We start from the raw sequence: 19,167 nt of genomic DNA on the forward strand, positions 1-19,167 counted from the left end.
AAAAAACTAAAAGTAGGCGCCTTATTTATGGAACAAGGATCAGGAAAAACGAGGGTAGCTGTAGAATTAATTGAATCTACTGATAGTGAATTAGCTGTTTTCTTTTGCCCGTTTTCGACTAAAAATAATTTAATTGAAGAACTTGAGAAATGGGATCTTAAAATAGAATTTATTGTGATCGCTTATGAAACTCTATCATCAAGCAATAAAACGTATTTAGAATTAAAAGAAAAAATAGAGAAGACAAAAGGTAAACTATTTATGATTGCGGATGAATCTATATTTATTAAAAATGATAAAACAAAACGCTTTTCAAGAGTTGTCCACTTAGCTCAATATAGCGAATACAGATTAATTATGAATGGTACTCCGATCACGAAAAATGAATGGGATATCTATAATCAAATGTATTTTTTATCGCCTAAAATTATTAATATGAGTGATCAGGAATTTTTAAACACTTTCTTTACCAAAGTGGAGTATAAAAAGAAATTTCAAAAACCGCATGTATTTTATAAATTGAGTCAAGTGAACATAGATGTCTTATATAAATTAATTGAGCCTTACATTTTTAGGTCCTATTTAGATTTTGATAAAGAAGTAAAAACAGAATATGAAATGATAGAATCTTCCATGGATGCGTTTGAAGATTATATTTGTATAAAAGAAGAATTGTTAGAATCTATCAGAGAAGAAGAACCTTTTTTACATCATCTAGTAAGCATGCAAAAAGTTGTTTTTACAGATAAAGAACGCTGCAAAAATATAAGGAAACAATTATATGGGCAAACGATTGTATACTGCGCTTTTTTAGAAGAAGTAGAAAAGATTAATTATAAAAATGATTGTTACGTAATTACTGGAGATACAAAAAAGGAAGACAGACAGATTATATTAGAAAAATTCGAAAAAGGCGATAAACCACTTTTGATGACCTATGGCGTTGGTGCTTTTGGATTAAACTTACAATTCTGTAATCAAATCGCATTCTCTAGTTTGACTTTTGATTACGGGAAAATAGACCAAGCGCAAGCGAGGATCAAACGATTAGGTCAAGAAAGAGATATTAAATATACCTATTTCACTAGTGATTTAGGAATATACGATCTAATCGAAAATAACTTGACGAATAAAAAAGGGTTAAGCGATTTGCTAATAGAAGAAGTGAAAGAGGTGTTTGAAAATGAAAAAGTATCTAGAAAAAAACGTGCTTGATTCTGCTTTAGAAAGAATTGAATGGGCTTTTAATCATTTTGATAGTGTTTATTTTAGTTTCAGCGGTGGAAAAGATAGCTCGGTGATGATCCAGTTAGCTAATATTGTTGCTAAAAGATTAGATAAAGAATTTGATGTACTTTATATTGACTTTGAAGCTCAATTCAAAGCCACGATTGATCATATCTATGAGTTGAAAGAATTATCTAATATTAGAGAATTTTACCATATAGCATTACCGATGAGTTTAAGAAACGCAGTGACACAGCTGCAACCTAAATGGATATGTTGGGACGAAAACGACAAACAGAAATGGATCCGTGACCTTCCTGTAGATTCGATTAATATGAATAATAACCCTTTTGAGTTTTTTTACAAAGGTATGGAATTCGAAGAGTTCATTATCCATTTCGCACGTTGGTATTCTGATAAACACGGACACACCGGTGCAGGAATCGGAATACGGTCGCAAGAAAGTTTGAACCGATGGAGAACAATAGCAAGTAATAAAAAGAAAACTATAGAAGGTAATCAGTGGACTACCATAATTAAAGATCGAACGAAAGAATTGGATGCAGCCAACTTCTATCCTATATATGATTGGGTCACTGAAGATGTATGGGGCGCTGTGAGTAAGCTAGATTTAAGCTATAACCAAGTTTACGAGATGATGTATAAGAATGGTCTAGCACTTAACGAACAACGACTGTGCCAGCCGTTTGGAGACGATCAGCGCAATGGTTTGGATCAGTATATGGCATTAGAGTACGAAACTTGGGAAAAACTATTAGAACGAGTAAACGGGGTGAATTTTGGGAATATATACGCTCGTACTTCTGCTTTAGGTAACATTAAAACAAATAAACCTGAACATTTGAATTGGGAACAATACGCTATTTTCCTTTTAGAAAGTATCGGTTTATATAATAGTGAGCTGATGGATCACTATATCGAAAAAATAGATAAGTTTATCGCATTTTACGAAAAAAATGAAGGTATAAAGTTAGCTGATATCCCGGATGCAGCAGACAAGAAACAAGAATCTCAAAAGAAAGTGATTAGCTGGAGACGGATAGCGAGAGCAATAGAAAGAAATGATTTTTACATGAAACGATTAAGTTTCTCACAAAATAAATCAGACGAAGAACGGCTTAAAAAGTTAGTTTCTAAATACGATAATCTTTTATCGCCTAATGCAACAAACGACAAACACTTAAAACAATTTTACGAGAGAGAAGTGAGATCATGAAAATAGATTTTCCTGTATTGGATGTAAAAATGATTCCTATAAAAAAAATGAGAGCAAACAACTACAACCCTAACAAAGTAGCAACACCAGAAATGAAACTGCTCAAACACTCTATTGAAGAGGATGGGTATACTCAACCACTCGTAGCATACTACGATAAAGAAAATGATGAATATGAAATCGTAGATGGGTTCCACAGATATACAGTGGCGATTAAATATTTTAAATTGGATGAAGTTCCGGTTGTTGTGATCGACAAAGACATTAAAGACCGCATGGCTTCCACTATCCGCCACAACAGAGCCAGAGGAACTCACCAAATCAATAACATGAGCGAGATTGTTGTTGACTTAAGTAGCCAAGGTTGGGATGATATAGCTATATGTAAACATTTAGGAATGGAACTAGACGAAGTGATCCGATTGAAACAGGTTAGCGGATTGAAAGAAGCATTCTCTAATCATGAATTTAGTAAATCATGGATAGAATTTAAGGAGAAGATAGATGGGGAAACTAACAGAAGCACAAAAGAAAGCACAAGATAACTATGCAAAGAAAAATAGAGAACATAGAAACTACCTTAGCTACCGAACGACAGCGAGGTCTTTTATTAGAAATAAAGCTACAAAAGATGATTTAGAAGAATTGAAAGAACTCATAAAAATAAGAGAGGAAGAAATATAGTGGCAATAATTGGAGAAGATGGGATTAAATATAGCTACGATAGTGGCGACTTGATCCGAGAGTTAAAAGCAGATATAGAAGAGTTTGGAAACTTTAAAGTAAAGGCATACTACAAACGAGAGAATGGCGCTAAGTTATATACAGATTATCAATTTCAAGAGGATAATTTAGAAGGTACTTATGATTTAGTGGATGCTGCATTTTTGCTTAAGTATCTAAATAAACAAAATGATACGATGTAAAAAAGGGGCAAAATATGGGGCAAAAATGCCCCTTTTTTATCATATCGGTACATATAAATAAGATTAAAAATAATAATAAACGTTTTTAAATCAACGATTATCACTAGTATACATCTGTAACTAAAGTGATATTTAAGATATGGACTATCCTGGACATATTAAAGTAACGGTGATACGCGAAACAAGAGCCGTTGAATATGCAAAATAATTAAATAATCAAGAAACTAGGACAGAGTTATTTGTTCTAGTTTTTTTGTATTAAGGTTAAATGACAGCCAGCTAATGACAGGTGCTAAGAGAGTACATCTTTTTACATACTCAAATTACCAGATTCACTTTGATTTTGCTGTAGTAATACTGGTAAAATAAGGAGTACCTAACGGAGAAGAGGAATATTAAATGAAAGTATTATTTATAGGCGACGTAGTAGGCTCAGTGGGCCAAGAAATGGTTCGAGAATATTTACCGAAATTAAAGAGTAAATATAAGCCTCAAGCAACAATAGTGAATGGAGAAAATGCCGCTGGAGGTAGAGGTATTACAGAAAAAATCTATAAAGAGTTTTTGCAAAATGGAGTAGATGCCGTAACAATGGGAAATCACACTTGGGATCAAAGAGAAATATTTGATTTCATAGATGATGCTAAAAAATTGATTCGACCAGCAAATTATCCTTCATCAGTTGGAGTTCCAGGTAAGGGTATCGCCTATATTAAAATTAATCAACAAGAACTAGCCGTAATCAATTTACATGGAAGAGTTTTTATGGGAGATTTTGAAGATCCTTTTCAAATTGGTATGAAATTAGTTGAAGAGGCAAAAAAAAGAACCCCACATATATTGATAGATTTTCATGGGGAAGCAACGAGTGAAAAAGAAGCTATGGGATGGTATATGGATGGACACGCTTCTGCCGTACTCGGTACACATACCCATGTACAGACAAACGATCAGAGAATTCTTCCTTCTGGAACTGGCTATATGTCGGACGTGGGAATGACTGGATTTTACGATGGCATATTAGGGATGAAAAGAGAAGCTATAATCAAAAAGTTTTTAACGCAGCTTCCTGCCCGATTTGAAGTACCAGATAACGGACGTAAAAAACTAAATGGCTGTTTCATAGAATTTGATAATGTAACTGGTAAGACAAAAGTAATTGAATCAATTCGAATAGATGACGATACACCGTTTTATGATTAAATAAATAAAGCTGAAATTTGATTAGTAATTTTATGGTAAAAGGGGTGAGGAGATAGATGCCTCAAAAGACAAAACATACACCGATGATGATTCAATATCTAGAAATTAAAGAAAAATACCCAGACGTGTATCTATTTTATAGATTAGGAGACTTTTATGAATTGTTCTTTAATGATGCCATCGAAGTCGCTCAGATATTGGAATTAACTTTAACCAGTAGAAACAAGAATGCTGAAGAGCAAATCCCAATGTGTGGAGTACCACATCATTCTGCTCAGAGATATATTGATACGCTGATCGAACTAGGTCATAAGGTCGCAATATGTGAACAAGTAGAAGACCCGAAATTAGCTAAAGGTATGGTCAAAAGAGAGGTGGTGCAAGTCATTACGCCGGGAACGGTCATGAACACCTCTTCTGTAGATGCTAAGGAGAATAATTACATCGCAGCAGTTCTAAAAGTCGAACAGGAATACCTATTTTCATATACCGATTTGACGACTGGAGAACTAAAAGTAACTAGATTGAGTACTGAACAGGAAGTGAAAACAGAACTTCAATCATTAAAAATAAAGGAAGTCTTATTCAAAGTTGATCAAGAGAAGAATTTCCAGCAAAAACTAGCTGATGAATTAGGTATAGTTATTTCAGAGGGTTCTCTAGAAAACCTAGAAGACAAAGATTTAAATAGTCTAAAAGAAAATTGTTCAAATAAATCTCTCTATCCTGTACTTGATTTGTTACTGATCTATCTAATGAATACACAAATGCGCAGTTTAGATCATCTTCAACCGGCTGAAGAATATGAAACTTCTCATTATTTAATTTATGGACAAGAAGCACGGAGGAACTTAGAATTAACAATCTCTCTAAGGGATGGCTCCAAAAAGGGAACATTGTTATGGTTGCTAGATGAAACTAAAACAGCGATGGGTGGTCGAATGCTCAGACAATGGCTTGAGAAACCTCTGATTAGTAAAATGACTATTGAAAATCGTTTAAATATCGTAGGCGTACTAATTGATCATTTTTTCGAGCGAACAGATTTGACGGACACGCTTACCAGTATTTATGATTTGGAAAGATTAGCCGGAAGAGTAGCGTTTGGTACTGTGAATGCACGCGATTTAATCCAACTGAAAAATTCATTGAATCAAGTACCAAATCTTATTCACATAATTAATTCGATGAATGCATCTCATGAATGGGATTCTTTATTAAAAGAATTAGATCCAGTTGAAGAAATTGCTTCTCTTATTGATCAGGCTATTGAAGAGGAACCACCTCTATCCATTACTGATGGAGAAATTATTAAAGTTGGATTCCATGATAAACTAGATGAATATAAAGATGCTATGGTCAATGGAAAAAGATGGATTGCTAATTTAGAAGCAAAGGAACGGGAAATAACCGGTGTCAAAAATTTAAAAATCGGATTCAATAAAGTATTTGGTTACTACATTGAAGTAACCAAAGCGAATGTTGATAAAATTGATGATGCTAGATATCAAAGAAAGCAGACATTGACCAACGCTGAACGATACAGCACCCCGGAATTAAAGGAAAAAGAATCTTTAATACTAGAGGCAGAAGAAAAATCAAAAGCACTAGAATATGAACTTCTTGTTAATATTAGAGAACAAGTGAAACATCATATTAAAAGACTTCAAAAATTAGCAAGAGTTGTTGCTGAAATAGATTGCTTGCAATCTTTTGCCTTTATTAGTGAAACGTATAATTATGTAAGGCCAGAATTTAATACAGCATCACAAGATATTTTACTCAAAGAAGGACGGCATCCTGTTGTTGAGAAAGTCATGAGAGAACAAGTTTATGTACCAAATGACGTCAACCTTGAAGAAGGTACGGATGTGCTGCTGATTACTGGTCCAAATATGTCTGGTAAAAGCACGTATATGAGGCAGTTAGCCTTAACTGTCATTATGGCACAGATGGGGTGTTATGTTCCGAGTCAATACGCCAAACTGCCTATTTTTGATCGTATCTTTACACGTATTGGAGCCATGGATGATTTGATTGGTGGACAAAGTACATTTATGGTTGAAATGACGGAGACAAATAATGCTTTAGAATATGCAACATCTAAAAGCTTACTTTTATTTGATGAGATTGGACGGGGAACAGCAACATATGATGGTATGGCTTTAGCTGAAGCCATCATAGAATATGTTCACAATAAAATTGGTGCAAAAACATTGTTTTCGACGCATTATCATGAATTGACGGTGTTAGATCAACGATTGCCTAAATTGAAAAATATCCACGTAGGTGCTGTAGAAGAAAATGGCCGACTAGTTTTCTTGCATAAAATGCTTGATGGTCCAGCAGATAAAAGTTATGGTGTGCAAGTTGCAAAACTTGCAGGACTACCTGATACTTTAATTGGACGAGCGTCAGATATTTTATCTCAGCTAGAGCAAAAAGAAGAAAATCTATTTAAAAATAAAGAAATTGAATCACAATCAACTCCTGAACCTGCAATAAATCTGGAAATGGAAAATTCTTCTGTAGATGAACAATTATCCTTATTTGGAGCTCAAATGCAAGAAACTGAAGGTAACGTTATTGAAGCTTTACGTAAAGCAAATATTTTGAATTTAACACCACTAGAAGCAATTAACTTGTTGAACGAACTACAAAACAAATTAAAATAATGAATATTTTTTAAAAGTCATTTAGAAAGGAGGATACTTATGCCGAAAATCCAGATTATGTCTTCTGTATTAGCCAATCAAATAGCAGCAGGAGAAGTTATTGAACGACCAGCATCTGTAGTCAAAGAACTCGTTGAAAACTCAATAGATGCAAATAGTACAAAAATTGATATCCATGTTGAAGAAGCAGGATTAAAATTGATTCAAGTTACTGACAATGGAGAAGGTATTCATTCAGATGAAGTGGAGCAAGCTTTTGAAAGGCATGCCACAAGCAAATTGATTTCCAATGAAGACTTGTTCCGTATACGTACTTTAGGTTTTAGAGGAGAAGCACTGCCGAGTATAGCTTCTGTTTCTATGGTAACAGTTGAATCAGCTCAAGAAGGAAAAGCTGGTAGACACATAAAACTTGAAGGGGGAAAATTAGTAGAAAGTAAACCCGCTTCTTCCAGAAGAGGAACCTTGATAAAAGTTGAACAATTATTTTTTAATACACCAGCCAGACTGAAGTATGTAAAGACTATTAAAACTGAATTAGCCCATATAAGTGATACAATCAATCGCTTAGCATTAGCACATCCAGAAATTAGTTTTCGCTTGTTCAGTGATGAAAATACTTTATTGAAAACGGTCGGTAACGGAGATATAAGGCAAGCCATAGCAGGTGTATATGGTGTGGAGACAGCCAAAACAATGAAAAAGATTGAATCAACCAGTTTTGATTTTAAAGTATATGGGTATGTATCACTTCCGGAATCTACAAGAGCAAGTAAATCTTATATGACCATCATTGTAAATGGCAGGCATATAAGAAATTACGCTCTGGCGCAGGCAATTGTCGACGGCTATTCTTCTAAATTAATGGTGGGTAGATATCCATTAGCAGTCGTAAAGATTGAAATGGACCCATTGTTGTTGGATGTGAATGTTCATCCAACAAAACAACAGGTTCGAATCAGTAACGAAAAAGAATTAGGCGAATTAGTCAAAAAAGCTGTAAATGATCTAATGAGTGCAGAACAACGAATACCGGATGCACTGGGAAATATTTATTCAAGTAGACGTCATCAAAATGATAAACCGACTCAGACATCGTTTGACTGGAATAATAGTAATACTAGAAATGAATCGGATTTCTCAATAGACTCTGATGATTATAAAAATGAAAATCAATATAATGAAAACCTGCAAAAAGATAACGAAATCAGACAAAGTGAACCAAACAGTTTGAGTCAAGAAACAAGTTTTGTATTCCTAGAGTCTGAAAATTATGAGGGGTATACAAATACTAATCAAAATAATGCTAATATATTGAATGGACAAACTTTTGAGGATAATCATACACATTTAGATGAATCACCTTTACAAACAGCAAATAAGGTAATGAAAGAATCAAAAGCCAATCAGTCATTTCCGATTCTAGATTATGTTGGTCAAATGCATGGGACTTATCTATTTGCTCAAAATGAAGAAGGCTTATTTATTATTGATCAACATGCAGCCCAAGAACGAATTAAATATGAATATTATAGAAAAGAAATCGAAAAAGATGGGACTGCGCAACAAAATCTATTAGTACCTATCGTCTTGGAGTATCCTGCTAATGATGCGATTACGATTCGGGAAAATTTGAAAAAATTAGAGACTGCCGGAGTTTCTCTGGAAGAATTCGGACAAAACAGCTTTTTAGTTAGAAGCCATCCTTCATGGTTCAAGGCAGGTCAAGAAGAAGAAATTGTCAAAGAAATGATTGATTTTCTACTTGAAACCAATCAAATCTCTATAGCAAAATTCAGGGAGGCAACAGCCATTATGATGAGTTGCAAACGGTCCATCAAGGCAAACCATTATTTAACTCCCAATGAAGCCAGAACACTTTTAGAAGATTTGAAATATACAGAAAATCCTTACAATTGCCCCCATGGAAGGCCAGTACTTGTTAAAATGACCAATAAAGACATGGAAAAGATGTTTAAACGAATCCAGGACCCTCATTGAGCAAAATTTAATAAAGCACAAACTTTTATTCCTTACTATAAATTGGTACAATAGGAAAGAATAGGAGGGGTTTTAATGACTGAAAATTTTTCAAAAGAGGAATTGAAACAGCGACTAACTAAAGAACAATATGAAGTAACTCAAAATAGTGCAACAGAAAGAGCCTTCACTGGAGAGTACGATGATTTTTATGAAGATGGCATTTTCGTTGATATCGTAAGTGGAGAACCCTTATTTTCTTCTAATGATAAATATGATGCTGGATGTGGATGGCCATCATTTTCCAAACCAATAAAAAAACGCGGTATAAAAGAGCTAAGAGATACTTCTTATGGTATGGAAAGAGTAGAAGTTAGAAGTAGCGAAGCAAATTCTCACTTAGGACACTTATTTAATGATGGACCGCAAGAAAAAGGTGGCATGCGCTACTGTATTAATTCAGCTGCAATGAAGTTCATTCCTAAATCAAAATTAAAAGAAGCAGGATATGAAGAGTATCTTTCAGAATTTGATTGATTTTCAAAAACCATCCCAGCCCAAAGTGTTTTTTCGGGCTGGGTCTTTCTATGTTACAATAATAAGGAATTTAAATTAGAATAGGAGCTTTTAAATGTACGAATACATAAAAGGTATTCTAACTCATATTTATCCTGGCTACTTAGTTGTAGAAGCCTATGGGGTTGGATATCATATTTTAATGGCAAATCCTTTTAGATATACGGATTATCATTCAAAAGAAGTAATGATCTATCTTTATCAAAATGTTTCCCAAGATGATATGAGATTGTTCGGATTCAAGTCCTATGAAGAGAAAGGACTTTTTTTGAAATTGATTAACGTTTCTGGTATCGGACCCAAAAGTGCTTTAGCGATTTTGGCGAATGAAGATCACATGGGATTGATTCAGGCAATAGAACATGAAAATATAAAGTTTTTACAAAAATTTCCAGGAGTCGGTAAAAAGACTGCTTCTCAGATTGTTCTTGATTTAAAAGGGAAATTAGGAGAATTGGGTATAGATAACTTTACTGGACAGTTATCAGAAGATTTACGGATTGATTCAAAACAGAGTAATCTCTCTTTACAAGAAGCAATAGAAGCTTTATATGCCCTTGGATATGCAAAGAGAGAAGTGACTAAAGTTGAAAAAACATTGGAAGAACTGGAACGAACCACAACGGATGCTTACATTCGGGAAGGATTAAGATTACTAATGAAATAATTAAGAGAAATTCAGGAAATCTATGTTAGAAAAGTAATGGAGGTGGAAGAATGGAGAATGAAAATAGAATGAGTTCAGAAGAAATTATGAATGAGACAGAGATGTCTCTGGAAAAAACTTTAAGACCTCAATATTTTGATCAGTATATTGGGCAGGATAAGATAAAAAATGAACTGATGATTTATATAGAAGCTGCAAAAAATAGAGAAGAAGCCTTAGATCATGTACTACTATATGGACCGCCAGGACTAGGGAAAACAACTATGGCGATGGTGATTGCAAATGAAATGAATACGACGATTCGTACAACAAGTGGACCTGCTATTGAAAAACCAGGAGATCTAGTTGCTTTACTGAATGATTTAGAACCAGGAGGCATTTTATTTATAGATGAGATTCATCGTCTGCCTAGAGTGGTTGAAGAAATGCTGTATTCGGCAATGGAAGATTATTTTATTGATATTATTATTGGTCAGGGAGAAACGGCTCATCCTGTTCACTTTCCTTTGCCACCATTTACATTGATTGGTGCTACGACTAGAGCAGGAAATCTATCGGCTCCATTAAGAGATCGTTTCGGTATATTATCACATATGGAATATTACACTGAGTCTGATTTAAAAGAGATTGTAGAAAGAACCTCTGATGTTTTGCAAACTAAAACTGATCAGACCGGGGCTATTGAAGTTGCCAGAAGGTCTAGAGGAACTCCTAGAATCGCGAATCGCTTACTTAAGAGAGTACGTGATTACGCAGAAGTTATTGGTGAAGGAGTTGTCACAGAACAGATTGCTGCTAAAGCACTTGATTTACTCCGCGTTGATCACCAAGGATTAGATATAGTCGATCAGAAATTACTAAAAACAATGATTGAAATTTATAATGGCGGTCCAGTAGGGTTGAATACCTTGTCAGCCAATATTGGGGAAGAAATGGACACGATTGAAGATATGGTTGAACCTTTTCTTTTGAAAGAAGGATTTATCCAACGCACCCCCAGAGGCAGAGTGGCAACAGCGAAAGCTTATCAGCATTTCAATATTCCTTTGAATGAGAATAAGGTGAATTAATATATTTTTTTATGGATAAAGAGGAGAGAGAATAGTGACATTAGTAACAGACGATTTTGATTTTAATCTTCCAGAAGAATTGATTGCTCAGACACCACTAAAAGATCGATCATCTTCAAGAATGATGGTCTTGTCTAAAACTAGACAATCAGTAAAAGATAAACAATTTGAAAATATTGTGGATGAACTTAATGCTGGGGATGCATTAGTAATGAACAATACACGAGTTTTGCCTGCAAGACTCCATGGAGAAAAAGTGGAAACGGGTGCCCATATCGAATTGTTACTCTTGAAAAATATAGATGGAGATCAGTGGGAAACACTTGCTAAACCTGCAAAGAAAGTAAAAGCAGGATCAAAAATCAAATTTGGTGATGGCAGGTTAATAGGAACTGTACTGGAAGAACTGGATCATGGTGGTAGAATAATAGAATTCGACTATGAAGGAATTTTTCTGGAAACATTAGAATCTTTAGGTGAAATGCCTTTACCTCCTTATATCAAAGAAAGACTTGATGACCCTGATCGCTATCAGACTGTATATGCAAAAGAAAATGGATCAGCAGCAGCCCCTACTGCTGGACTTCATTTTACACAAGATATATTGGCGAAATTGAAAAGTAAAGGAGTTCAAATTGTTTTTCTGACTTTGCATGTTGGACTTGGGACATTCCGCCCGGTAAACGTAGATAACTTAGAAGAACATAAGATGCATGAAGAGTTTTACCAATTAACAGAAGAGGCAGCTCAAGTGTTAAATAAAACCCGGGAAAATAATGGGAAAATTGTTGCTGTTGGAACAACATCCATAAGAACCCTTGAGACAATTGGTACAAAATTCGATGGCAAACTTGAAGCAGATAGTGGCTGGACAGATATTTTTATTTCGCCAGGCTATAACTTCAAAGTTGTGGATGCATTTTTAACTAATTTCCATCTGCCCAAATCTACTTTAATTATGTTAGTCAGTGCATTTGCGGGAAGGGAATTTGTTTTAGAAGCTTATAATCATGCAGTAGAAGAACAGTATCGCTTCTTTAGTTTTGGGGATGCTATGTTTTTAAAAAAATAATCAAATATTAATTGATAGAAATTGAGGATTGCAATGATAGATCATCCAGTAAAGTATCATTTAGAAAAGAAAGAAAAACACACGGGTGCCAGATTAGGTAAAATTGAAACACCCCATGGAACATTTGAAACACCGATGTTTATGCCAGTAGGAACATTAGCTAGTGTGAAAACAATGGCTCCTGAAGAACTTGAAGAAATGGGTGCGGGCATTATTTTAAGTAATACGTATCATCTATGGCTACGTCCCGGTGAAGATATTGTTGATGAAGCTGGTGGGTTACACGAATTTATGAATTGGGACAGAGGGATTTTAACTGATTCGGGAGGATTCCAAGTCTTCTCGTTGTCAGATATGAGAGATATCAAAGAAGAAGGGGTACATTTTAGAAGTCATCTGGATGGATCCAAATTGTTTTTGTCTCCGGAAAAAGCGATTCAGATCCAGAACAAACTAGGCTCTGATATCATGATGAGCTTTGATGAGTGCCCTCCATTCGATGAAAGCTACGACTATGTTAAAAAGTCTGTCGAAAGAACATCAAGATGGGCCGAACGTGGTTTGAAAGCACATGAAAAACTGAATAAACAAGGGTTATTTGGAATTGTACAAGGAGCTGGGTTCGAAGATCTAAGAAAACAATCTGCTAAAGATCTTGTGAGTATGGATTTTCCGGGGTATTCGATTGGCGGCTTATCTGTAGGAGAACCAAAAAAAGAAATGTATAGAGTACTGGATTTCACTACACCTCTATTGCCTGAAAATAAACCGAGATACTTAATGGGTGTAGGAACGCCGGATGCTTTGATCGAAGGTGTGATAAGAGGAATTGATATGTTTGATTGTGTACTTCCAACTCGAATCGCACGTAACGGAACAACGATGACGAGCAAAGGTAGAGTTGTCATAAAAAATGCTGAATATGCTAGAGACTATAGACCTCTGGATGAGAATTGCAACTGCTATACATGTAGAAACTATTCTAGAGCTTATATTCGTCATTTAATTAAATCAGACGAAACGTTTGGACTTCGCTTAACGAGTTATCATAACTTATACTTTTTACTTGATCTTATGAAAAAAGTCCGCCAGGCAATTAGAGAAGATAACTTATTAGAGTTTAAAGAAAGCTTCTTTGAAGAATACGGATATAATAAACCTAATCCAAAAAACTTTTAGAATCGCGTCAATCTTTTGTAGCATTCGCTTACAAAATCTGATAAGGTAATAAGTGTCATTGGACAGTCACTTAAAAGACACATGAGATAAACTAGTGAAAGATATCAATGTTACTCGATTTTAACTCAGTGAAGATTCTAATCTAGTTAAGTTGTCTCGAATATAGAAATGATATAATGGAGGAAAATAAAATGGAAGCAATATTTGGAACAGTTTTACCTTTTGCGTTTATCATAGGTATCGCTTATTTTTTAATGGTCAGACCGCAGCAGAAACGTGCTAAAGAAGCACAGAATATGTTGAATTCTTTACAAAAAGGGGATTCAGTTGTAACAATTGGTGGGCTTCATGGAGTAATCGATGAAGTCTCAGCAGATGACAAAACGGTTGTTCTTGACTGTGAAGGAATCTATCTAACTTTTGAACGACGTGCGATAGCACGTATTGTTACTAAAGCAGAGACAGTTTCTAACAACACAACGACTACGGAAGAATTAGGAACAAATACACCTGATTCAAGCAGTGAAGAAGAATAAAATAATTGAATAGTTAATCAACAAAGGAGGGTATCTTTTTGGGCTATCAAACACAAGCTTTTTTTAATTACGAGACTTGGCTGAGAATGAAGCAAGAAGAGTTTTTGAAAAATGGATATGATCAAGTTACGGTTGAAGACTTATGGAAGTATTGTAATACTTTTTTGTGGAAGCACGCTCGCCCAGAAAGATACCATGAAGAAGTTAAGGCAATAATGGAAATCAAGGTGAATGATTACTTTAATTTTGCTTCACTTGAAGCACAGATTTATAACGTATCTTCATTAGATGAAATGGAACTCAACGACATATTAGGTAAGTAATAAAAGCAAGGAATGCCTACGCATTCCTTGCTTTTATTATTTGTATAATGAGATATGTAAGAGTTCCTTACGGAAGTAGTTCGTCATTTCTTTATGTTTCTAGTATAATAATTAGTAGAAACTTATAAATTAAACGATAAAATTATAATAAGCAATCTTATGATCAGTTAAGAAAGTTGTATTGTGGTAACTCCCAATAATCTATGAAAAATTATGTTTCCCAAATTTCTCGTTGCTCGTATGATGATTTCTGTCGATGAAGGTAATATAATCCAATCATTGTCTGGATTAAACAGCTTTATAACAGATCCAGTAAAGCAACGAGAAGTATAAGAAGGCATGTTTAAAAAACTTCGTTTTTTTGAAGTTTTTCGAGATATGTAAAATCACTTCTACAGTATTAGTCCGTGTACTGTAGAACACTGTTCCCGAAAGATAATAAACGGATCCACTTGTCGGGCATTGTTTTTGCATCATCATGGACGAATGGAATCCTCACAGGAACTTCGCCATCTAATGACTGATGTGGACGTAGAAAGTTGAAGCAGGCAGTAAAGCAAGCGACATGAGCACGTGCACCATTTTGAGATTTAAATCCATGGGTACCACGGTAATTGCCTTTGTAAGTCCGGTTCAATCGTTCGATGATTTGTTTAAGGGGCCTATATTGTCTAGATACTTCGTCCTCGTTGGTTAAACCAATGACTTGAGTGATATCGAAGTTCAGGCCGTGTTGGGCCAGGAAATGTTGTGCCAGTTTGTAAATGGGGTTTCCGTCAACGATGAGGTTTAAATCCTCAGGGATTTCGCTAGCTATATAGTGGTCGAGCACATCGTGAATGGCCCTGATTGCTAATTCAGTATTGCGTTTTTCAGACACTCTTTGGGATAAGATGATTTTATTCTTTGCATCGAAGAAGTAACAGATATAGTGCCATTTTTTCCCGACACGGATGTAGGTCTCGTCTCCACAGATCTGATCAGAAAGATCATAGGGGTAGTGTTGAGTAAGGGTGTAAAGTTGAGCCCCTGCTGCTGCCGCGTAGTTTAATATCGTCTGTCTACCAATCTTTACTCCGTGTATGTCGTAGATTAATGCGGCAACCTTAGGTGCAGGAAGGCCGTAATTAACGTGGTAGGTCAAAATCTCACCTAATAATCGAGGTGAGGCATGAATGCGACTTAAGTCAACTGGCGATTCAATCAGTCCATAGGACTTGATGTCCTCGAGTTTTAAATTAAACTGACGATAGACGTATCGTAGCTTTAAGTAGTATGGTGCGACAGTATAGAGTTCCTTTTGCTCCTCACTCAACTGGTTTAACGCCTGAATATAATAAGGACAAGTGTCGTTTTTACACTTGTAGATGTCGAATTCAGACCGTTGTTTAATCTTCTCAAGACACTTCTCACAGTGAGGACATTTGAGAATGACATCTTTAGAGTAATGATTCTTCGAATTAAATAAAGCACAACAGACTTTGCACTGATATTGTCCGTGCACACCATTATTCTTATAGAGATAGTTATGGGGCGCATGACACTTAGCGCAACGTACATTTTCAGGAACTTCAGAAGATGACTTGTGGCGACGAACAGGTTTGATCGGTTTACCTGCTTCCACGGCCTGTTTTAGAAGGTATTTATAGTCCGCCCGTTCAAGCTTTACAACTTTCGGTGGGTCATCAAGGGTCAATTTGTTGTAATCAAGCTTTGTGATATCGGTCCCTTTAGGTGGTCGATCACCCGCATCTTCAAGCCAAGTAATATAATCGTTTAAAAGTTGAATTAAACTGTTTTGCCACTTGATTTTATTAACTAAATACATGATAATCTGAAGTAGATTAGGCATCTCTTTTCACTCCTTAAGTGATGAATGTTTGTTTTAGTGAACTTCATTTTATCAGATTAAGGGGGGGAAGAGGTGCCTTTTTGTATTTTAATTGATAGAGCAACGATAGTTGCATTAAAACAACACGAAAAAACAAAAAAATTGGTAATTACTTGTATTGTTAGAGAGGTGATTAGATGAAATATGGAATTCTGACATTTGAAGAACCCAAAAGAGATATTTCTAGAAAAATCATTCATATAGATATGGATGCCTTTTATGCATCGGTTGAGATTAGAGAAAACCCTTCACTAAGAGGGAAACCTGTCATCATAGCAAGACATCCCAAAGAAAATGGCGGTAGAGGAGTAGTTGCAACTGCCAGCTATGAAGCGCGCAAGTATGGGATTCATTCTGCAATGAGTGCTCAAAAAGCATATGAATTATGCCCGGAGGGTATCTTTGTTTCAGGAAATTTTGAATTATATCGATCAATTTCTCGAGATATCAGAGCTATTTTCAAACGATACACTGACTTGATTCAACCATTATCATTAGACGAAGCTTATTTGGACATTACAGAAAATAAAATCAATTTAAATAGTGCAACATTGATTGCTCAAAGAATACAAAGAGAAATCTATGACGAACTACGGCTAACTTGCTCAGCAGGAGTTTCATATAATAAATTTCTTGCAAAATTAGCTTCAGACTTTAAAAAACCATCCGGTATAACTGTAATTCCTCCTGAAGATGCACAAGACTTTTTGAAGCAGTTACCTATTGAAAAATATTATGGCGTAGGAAAGAAGTCTGTGGAGAAGATGCATGAATTAGGTATATTTAAAGGTGATGATCTCTATAACAAACCCGAAATGGAACTGGTTGAGCATTTTGGGAAAATGGGACATTCTCTTTATAGGAAAGTCCGCGGAATCGATGATAGTGTTGTGGAATCAGATAGAATCCGGAAATCTGTTGGAAAAGAAAAGACATTTTTAGATGATCTGCAATCAGAAGAGGAAGTTACACAATCTTTACGGCAAATCGCTAATCTTACTTTTGCTGCATTAAAGAAAAATCAGAAACATGGGAAAACAGTTGTGTTAAAAATCAGATATAATGATTTCAGTACATTTACCAGACGAAAAACTTTTCCAAACTATATTCAAGATTCAGATGAACTGTTTGTTATAGCGCTAAGGATTTTTGAAGAAGAGGGATCATTGACTAAAGGAATTCGCTTACTTGGTATTACTGTCACAAATTTAGATTCTTTACTCTTTGAAAATATTCCTTTACCTTTATGGATTAAACAAAATAAAATGGATAAGAAGGATAACTCAGATGTCAACAAAACATGAGCAGATATTAGCATTTATTGAATCACTTCCTATTGGAGATAAATTATCTGTTAGACTGATTGCAAAAGAATTAAGTGTAAGTGAAGGAACTGCATATAGGGCAATCAAGGAAGCTGAGAATATTGGGTTAGTTACTACAATCCAAAGAGTTGGTACGATTCGTATTGAAACTAAAAATGAAGCAAATATTGAGAATCTGACATTTGAAGAAATTCTAAAGATTATCGATGGGGAATTACTAGGTGGAGAATCTGGTCTCAATAAAACTTTGAATAAATTTATTATAGGAGCCATGAAAGAAGATGCAATGTTACGTTACATTACAGAAGAGTCTCTTATGATCATTGGAAATAGAGAATCTGCACAGAAGTTATCTTTAGAAAATGGTGCAGCAGTTTTGATAACAGGCGGCTTTAGAGCTGATCAAGATATTATAACATTATCAGATGAACTAGCCCTTCCAGTTATGACGACTTCGTATGACACTTTCACCGTTGGATCTATGATCAATCGAGCTATGACCGACCAATTGATTAAAAAAGAGATTATGCTGATTGATTCCATCTATACTAGGTTGGAACAGACAGATTACTTAACAGTTGAGGACACGATTTTTGATTATCGTATTGCTAATCAAAGCAGCCAGCATACACGTTTTCCAGTTGTAGGACCGAATAATCGTTTAGTTGGAATTGTTACAGCTAAAGATATTATTGGAAAAGAAGATTCTATGCTAATCAAGCGAGTTATGACAAGAGAACCAGCTTATACCACTACTCACATGAGTGTAGCTAGTATTTCACATACAATGATCTGGGATGGACTCGAAGTCATGCCTGTAGTTTCAGATGAAATGAAGTTATTAGGTATCGTTTCTCGTCAAGATATCATGAAAGCTATGCAGACACAACAGCGTCAGCCACAGACAGGAGAAACTATAGCAGATCAGATTAATCAATTAATTAAAGAAGTAGCTGATGAAGAATATACATTTAATGTAACACCTCAAATGACAAATGGAATGGGTACAATATCTTTCGGAGTATTGAGCGAAATTATTAATGAAACAGCGTATTTAATGTTATCTAATCAAAATAAGAGAAATCTAGTAGTCGAACAAATTCAGCTGCATTATCTAAATTTAATTCAAATTGGTAGTGATCTGACCATAAAACCTAAAATTTTTGACAAAAGCAGGCGTTCTGCAAGATTGGATATTGAAGTTTATTCAGAAAATGGATTAGCTGCCAAAGCATTCGTTATTTGCCAATTATTACAAAAACACTGAGAATAATTAAAAT

General features: G+C 35.1%; 18 protein-coding genes. 17 read left to right on the plus strand and 1 reads right to left on the minus strand.

Annotated features, from left to right (window positions below; all coding sequences use genetic code 11):
- Nucleotides 1-27: 27 nt before the first annotated feature.
- The 15 genes from BKP56_RS07350 to BKP56_RS07420 all read left to right on the plus strand — a co-directional run bounded on the left by BKP56_RS07350 (nucleotide 28) and on the right by BKP56_RS07420 (nucleotide 14,671).
- Nucleotides 28-1,215, plus strand: coding sequence for a helicase-related protein (locus BKP56_RS07350; protein ID WP_083540509.1), 1,188 nt, complete (start codon nucleotides 28-30; stop codon nucleotides 1,213-1,215).
- Nucleotides 1,184-2,464: a phosphoadenosine phosphosulfate reductase gene (locus BKP56_RS07355; RefSeq protein WP_198033934.1), complete on the plus strand. Its 1,281-nt coding sequence runs from the start codon at nucleotides 1,184-1,186 to the stop codon at nucleotides 2,462-2,464. The genes BKP56_RS07350 and BKP56_RS07355 overlap by 32 nt, the downstream gene beginning before the upstream one ends.
- A complete protein-coding gene (locus tag BKP56_RS07360; protein ID WP_072694463.1) occupies nucleotides 2,461-3,009 on the plus strand; it encodes an IbrB-like domain-containing protein in 549 nt (182 codons plus the stop codon). The genes BKP56_RS07355 and BKP56_RS07360 overlap by 4 nt, the downstream gene beginning before the upstream one ends.
- The gene (locus BKP56_RS07365) at nucleotides 2,969-3,148 is read left to right on the plus strand and encodes a hypothetical protein (protein WP_072694464.1); all 180 of its coding nucleotides are present in this window, start codon (nucleotides 2,969-2,971) and stop codon (nucleotides 3,146-3,148) included. The genes BKP56_RS07360 and BKP56_RS07365 overlap by 41 nt, the downstream gene beginning before the upstream one ends.
- Nucleotides 3,148-3,390, plus strand: coding sequence for a hypothetical protein (locus tag BKP56_RS07370; protein ID WP_072694465.1), 243 nt, complete (start codon nucleotides 3,148-3,150; stop codon nucleotides 3,388-3,390). Before BKP56_RS07365 ends, BKP56_RS07370 begins: the two co-directional genes overlap by 1 nt.
- 399 nt (nucleotides 3,391-3,789) lie before the next feature.
- Complete coding sequence (locus tag BKP56_RS07375; RefSeq protein ID WP_072694466.1) at nucleotides 3,790-4,593, plus strand: TIGR00282 family metallophosphoesterase; 804 nt, start codon at nucleotides 3,790-3,792, stop codon at nucleotides 4,591-4,593.
- Between the two features lie 56 nt (nucleotides 4,594-4,649).
- Complete coding sequence (gene mutS, locus BKP56_RS07380; protein WP_072694467.1) at nucleotides 4,650-7,268, plus strand: DNA mismatch repair protein MutS; 2,619 nt, start codon at nucleotides 4,650-4,652, stop codon at nucleotides 7,266-7,268.
- 39 nt (nucleotides 7,269-7,307) lie between these two features.
- Nucleotides 7,308-9,269, plus strand: a complete 1,962-nt coding sequence (mutL, locus tag BKP56_RS07385) for a DNA mismatch repair endonuclease MutL (protein WP_072694468.1) — start codon at nucleotides 7,308-7,310, stop codon at nucleotides 9,267-9,269.
- Between the two features lie 75 nt (nucleotides 9,270-9,344).
- Nucleotides 9,345-9,785, plus strand: a complete 441-nt coding sequence (gene msrB, locus BKP56_RS07390) for a peptide-methionine (R)-S-oxide reductase MsrB (protein ID WP_072694469.1) — start codon at nucleotides 9,345-9,347, stop codon at nucleotides 9,783-9,785.
- A gap of 94 nt (nucleotides 9,786-9,879) precedes the next feature.
- Nucleotides 9,880-10,491, plus strand: coding sequence for a Holliday junction branch migration protein RuvA (gene ruvA, locus BKP56_RS07395; RefSeq protein WP_072694470.1), 612 nt, complete (start codon nucleotides 9,880-9,882; stop codon nucleotides 10,489-10,491).
- A gap of 50 nt (nucleotides 10,492-10,541) precedes the next feature.
- The gene (gene ruvB, locus BKP56_RS07400) at nucleotides 10,542-11,561 is read left to right on the plus strand and encodes a Holliday junction branch migration DNA helicase RuvB (protein ID WP_072694471.1); all 1,020 of its coding nucleotides are present in this window, start codon (nucleotides 10,542-10,544) and stop codon (nucleotides 11,559-11,561) included.
- Between the two features lie 34 nt (nucleotides 11,562-11,595).
- The gene (queA, locus tag BKP56_RS07405; protein ID WP_072694472.1) at nucleotides 11,596-12,633 is read left to right on the plus strand and encodes a tRNA preQ1(34) S-adenosylmethionine ribosyltransferase-isomerase QueA; all 1,038 of its coding nucleotides are present in this window, start codon (nucleotides 11,596-11,598) and stop codon (nucleotides 12,631-12,633) included.
- Nucleotides 12,634-12,666: 33 nt separating this feature from the next.
- On the plus strand, nucleotides 12,667-13,812 hold the full coding sequence (tgt, locus tag BKP56_RS07410) for a tRNA guanosine(34) transglycosylase Tgt (protein ID WP_072694473.1): 1,146 nt from the start codon (nucleotides 12,667-12,669) through the stop codon (nucleotides 13,810-13,812).
- Nucleotides 13,813-14,003: 191 nt separating this feature from the next.
- Nucleotides 14,004-14,348, plus strand: a complete 345-nt coding sequence (gene yajC, locus BKP56_RS07415; RefSeq protein WP_072694474.1) for a preprotein translocase subunit YajC — start codon at nucleotides 14,004-14,006, stop codon at nucleotides 14,346-14,348.
- A 38-nt stretch (nucleotides 14,349-14,386) separates the two neighbouring features.
- Nucleotides 14,387-14,671, plus strand: a complete 285-nt coding sequence (locus BKP56_RS07420; RefSeq protein ID WP_232226859.1) for a post-transcriptional regulator — start codon at nucleotides 14,387-14,389, stop codon at nucleotides 14,669-14,671.
- A 400-nt stretch (nucleotides 14,672-15,071) separates the two neighbouring features.
- Here BKP56_RS07420 and BKP56_RS07425 read toward each other — a convergent pair whose 3' ends face one another.
- Nucleotides 15,072-16,523: a DDE-type integrase/transposase/recombinase gene (locus BKP56_RS07425; protein ID WP_072693377.1), complete on the minus strand. Its 1,452-nt coding sequence runs from the start codon at nucleotides 16,521-16,523 to the stop codon at nucleotides 15,072-15,074.
- Between the two features lie 176 nt (nucleotides 16,524-16,699).
- Here BKP56_RS07425 and dinB point away from each other — a divergent pair, with 176 nt between their 5' ends.
- Together dinB and BKP56_RS07435 are read left to right on the plus strand one after the other, a co-directional pair.
- Nucleotides 16,700-17,866 (plus strand): DNA polymerase IV, encoded by a 1,167-nt coding sequence (gene dinB, locus BKP56_RS07430; RefSeq protein ID WP_072694475.1) that lies wholly within the window; start codon nucleotides 16,700-16,702, stop codon nucleotides 17,864-17,866.
- Entirely contained in the window at nucleotides 17,850-19,154 is a 1,305-nt protein-coding gene (locus BKP56_RS07435; RefSeq protein WP_072694476.1) for a DRTGG domain-containing protein, read from the plus strand. The genes dinB and BKP56_RS07435 overlap by 17 nt, the downstream gene beginning before the upstream one ends.
- Nucleotides 19,155-19,167: the final 13 nt, after the last annotated feature.

Source organism: Marinilactibacillus sp. 15R (genome assembly GCF_001895285.1).
Taxonomy (GTDB): Bacteria; Bacillota; Bacilli; order Lactobacillales; family Carnobacteriaceae_A; genus Marinilactibacillus; species Marinilactibacillus piezotolerans.

Coding starts and splice junctions, on each gene's coding strand:
- tgt (WP_072694473.1), top strand. CDS start 12,667: ATGATAGATCATCCAGTAAAGTATCATTTAGAAAAGAAAGAAAAACAC.
- msrB (WP_072694469.1), top strand. CDS start 9,345: ATGACTGAAAATTTTTCAAAAGAGGAATTGAAACAGCGACTAACTAAA.
- ruvA (WP_072694470.1), top strand. CDS start 9,880: ATGTACGAATACATAAAAGGTATTCTAACTCATATTTATCCTGGCTAC.
- ruvB (WP_072694471.1), top strand. CDS start 10,542: ATGGAGAATGAAAATAGAATGAGTTCAGAAGAAATTATGAATGAGACA.
- BKP56_RS07350 (WP_083540509.1), top strand. CDS start 28: ATGGAACAAGGATCAGGAAAAACGAGGGTAGCTGTAGAATTAATTGAA.
- dinB (WP_072694475.1), top strand. CDS start 16,700: ATGAAATATGGAATTCTGACATTTGAAGAACCCAAAAGAGATATTTCT.
- BKP56_RS07425 (WP_072693377.1), bottom strand. CDS start 16,523: ATGCCTAATCTACTTCAGATTATCATGTATTTAGTTAATAAAATCAAG.
- BKP56_RS07355 (WP_198033934.1), top strand. CDS start 1,184: ATGAAAAAGTATCTAGAAAAAAACGTGCTTGATTCTGCTTTAGAAAGA.
- BKP56_RS07435 (WP_072694476.1), top strand. CDS start 17,850: ATGTCAACAAAACATGAGCAGATATTAGCATTTATTGAATCACTTCCT.
- mutS (WP_072694467.1), top strand. CDS start 4,650: ATGCCTCAAAAGACAAAACATACACCGATGATGATTCAATATCTAGAA.
- BKP56_RS07375 (WP_072694466.1), top strand. CDS start 3,790: ATGAAAGTATTATTTATAGGCGACGTAGTAGGCTCAGTGGGCCAAGAA.
- BKP56_RS07365 (WP_072694464.1), top strand. CDS start 2,969: ATGGGGAAACTAACAGAAGCACAAAAGAAAGCACAAGATAACTATGCA.
- BKP56_RS07360 (WP_072694463.1), top strand. CDS start 2,461: ATGAAAATAGATTTTCCTGTATTGGATGTAAAAATGATTCCTATAAAA.
- yajC (WP_072694474.1), top strand. CDS start 14,004: ATGGAAGCAATATTTGGAACAGTTTTACCTTTTGCGTTTATCATAGGT.
- mutL (WP_072694468.1), top strand. CDS start 7,308: ATGCCGAAAATCCAGATTATGTCTTCTGTATTAGCCAATCAAATAGCA.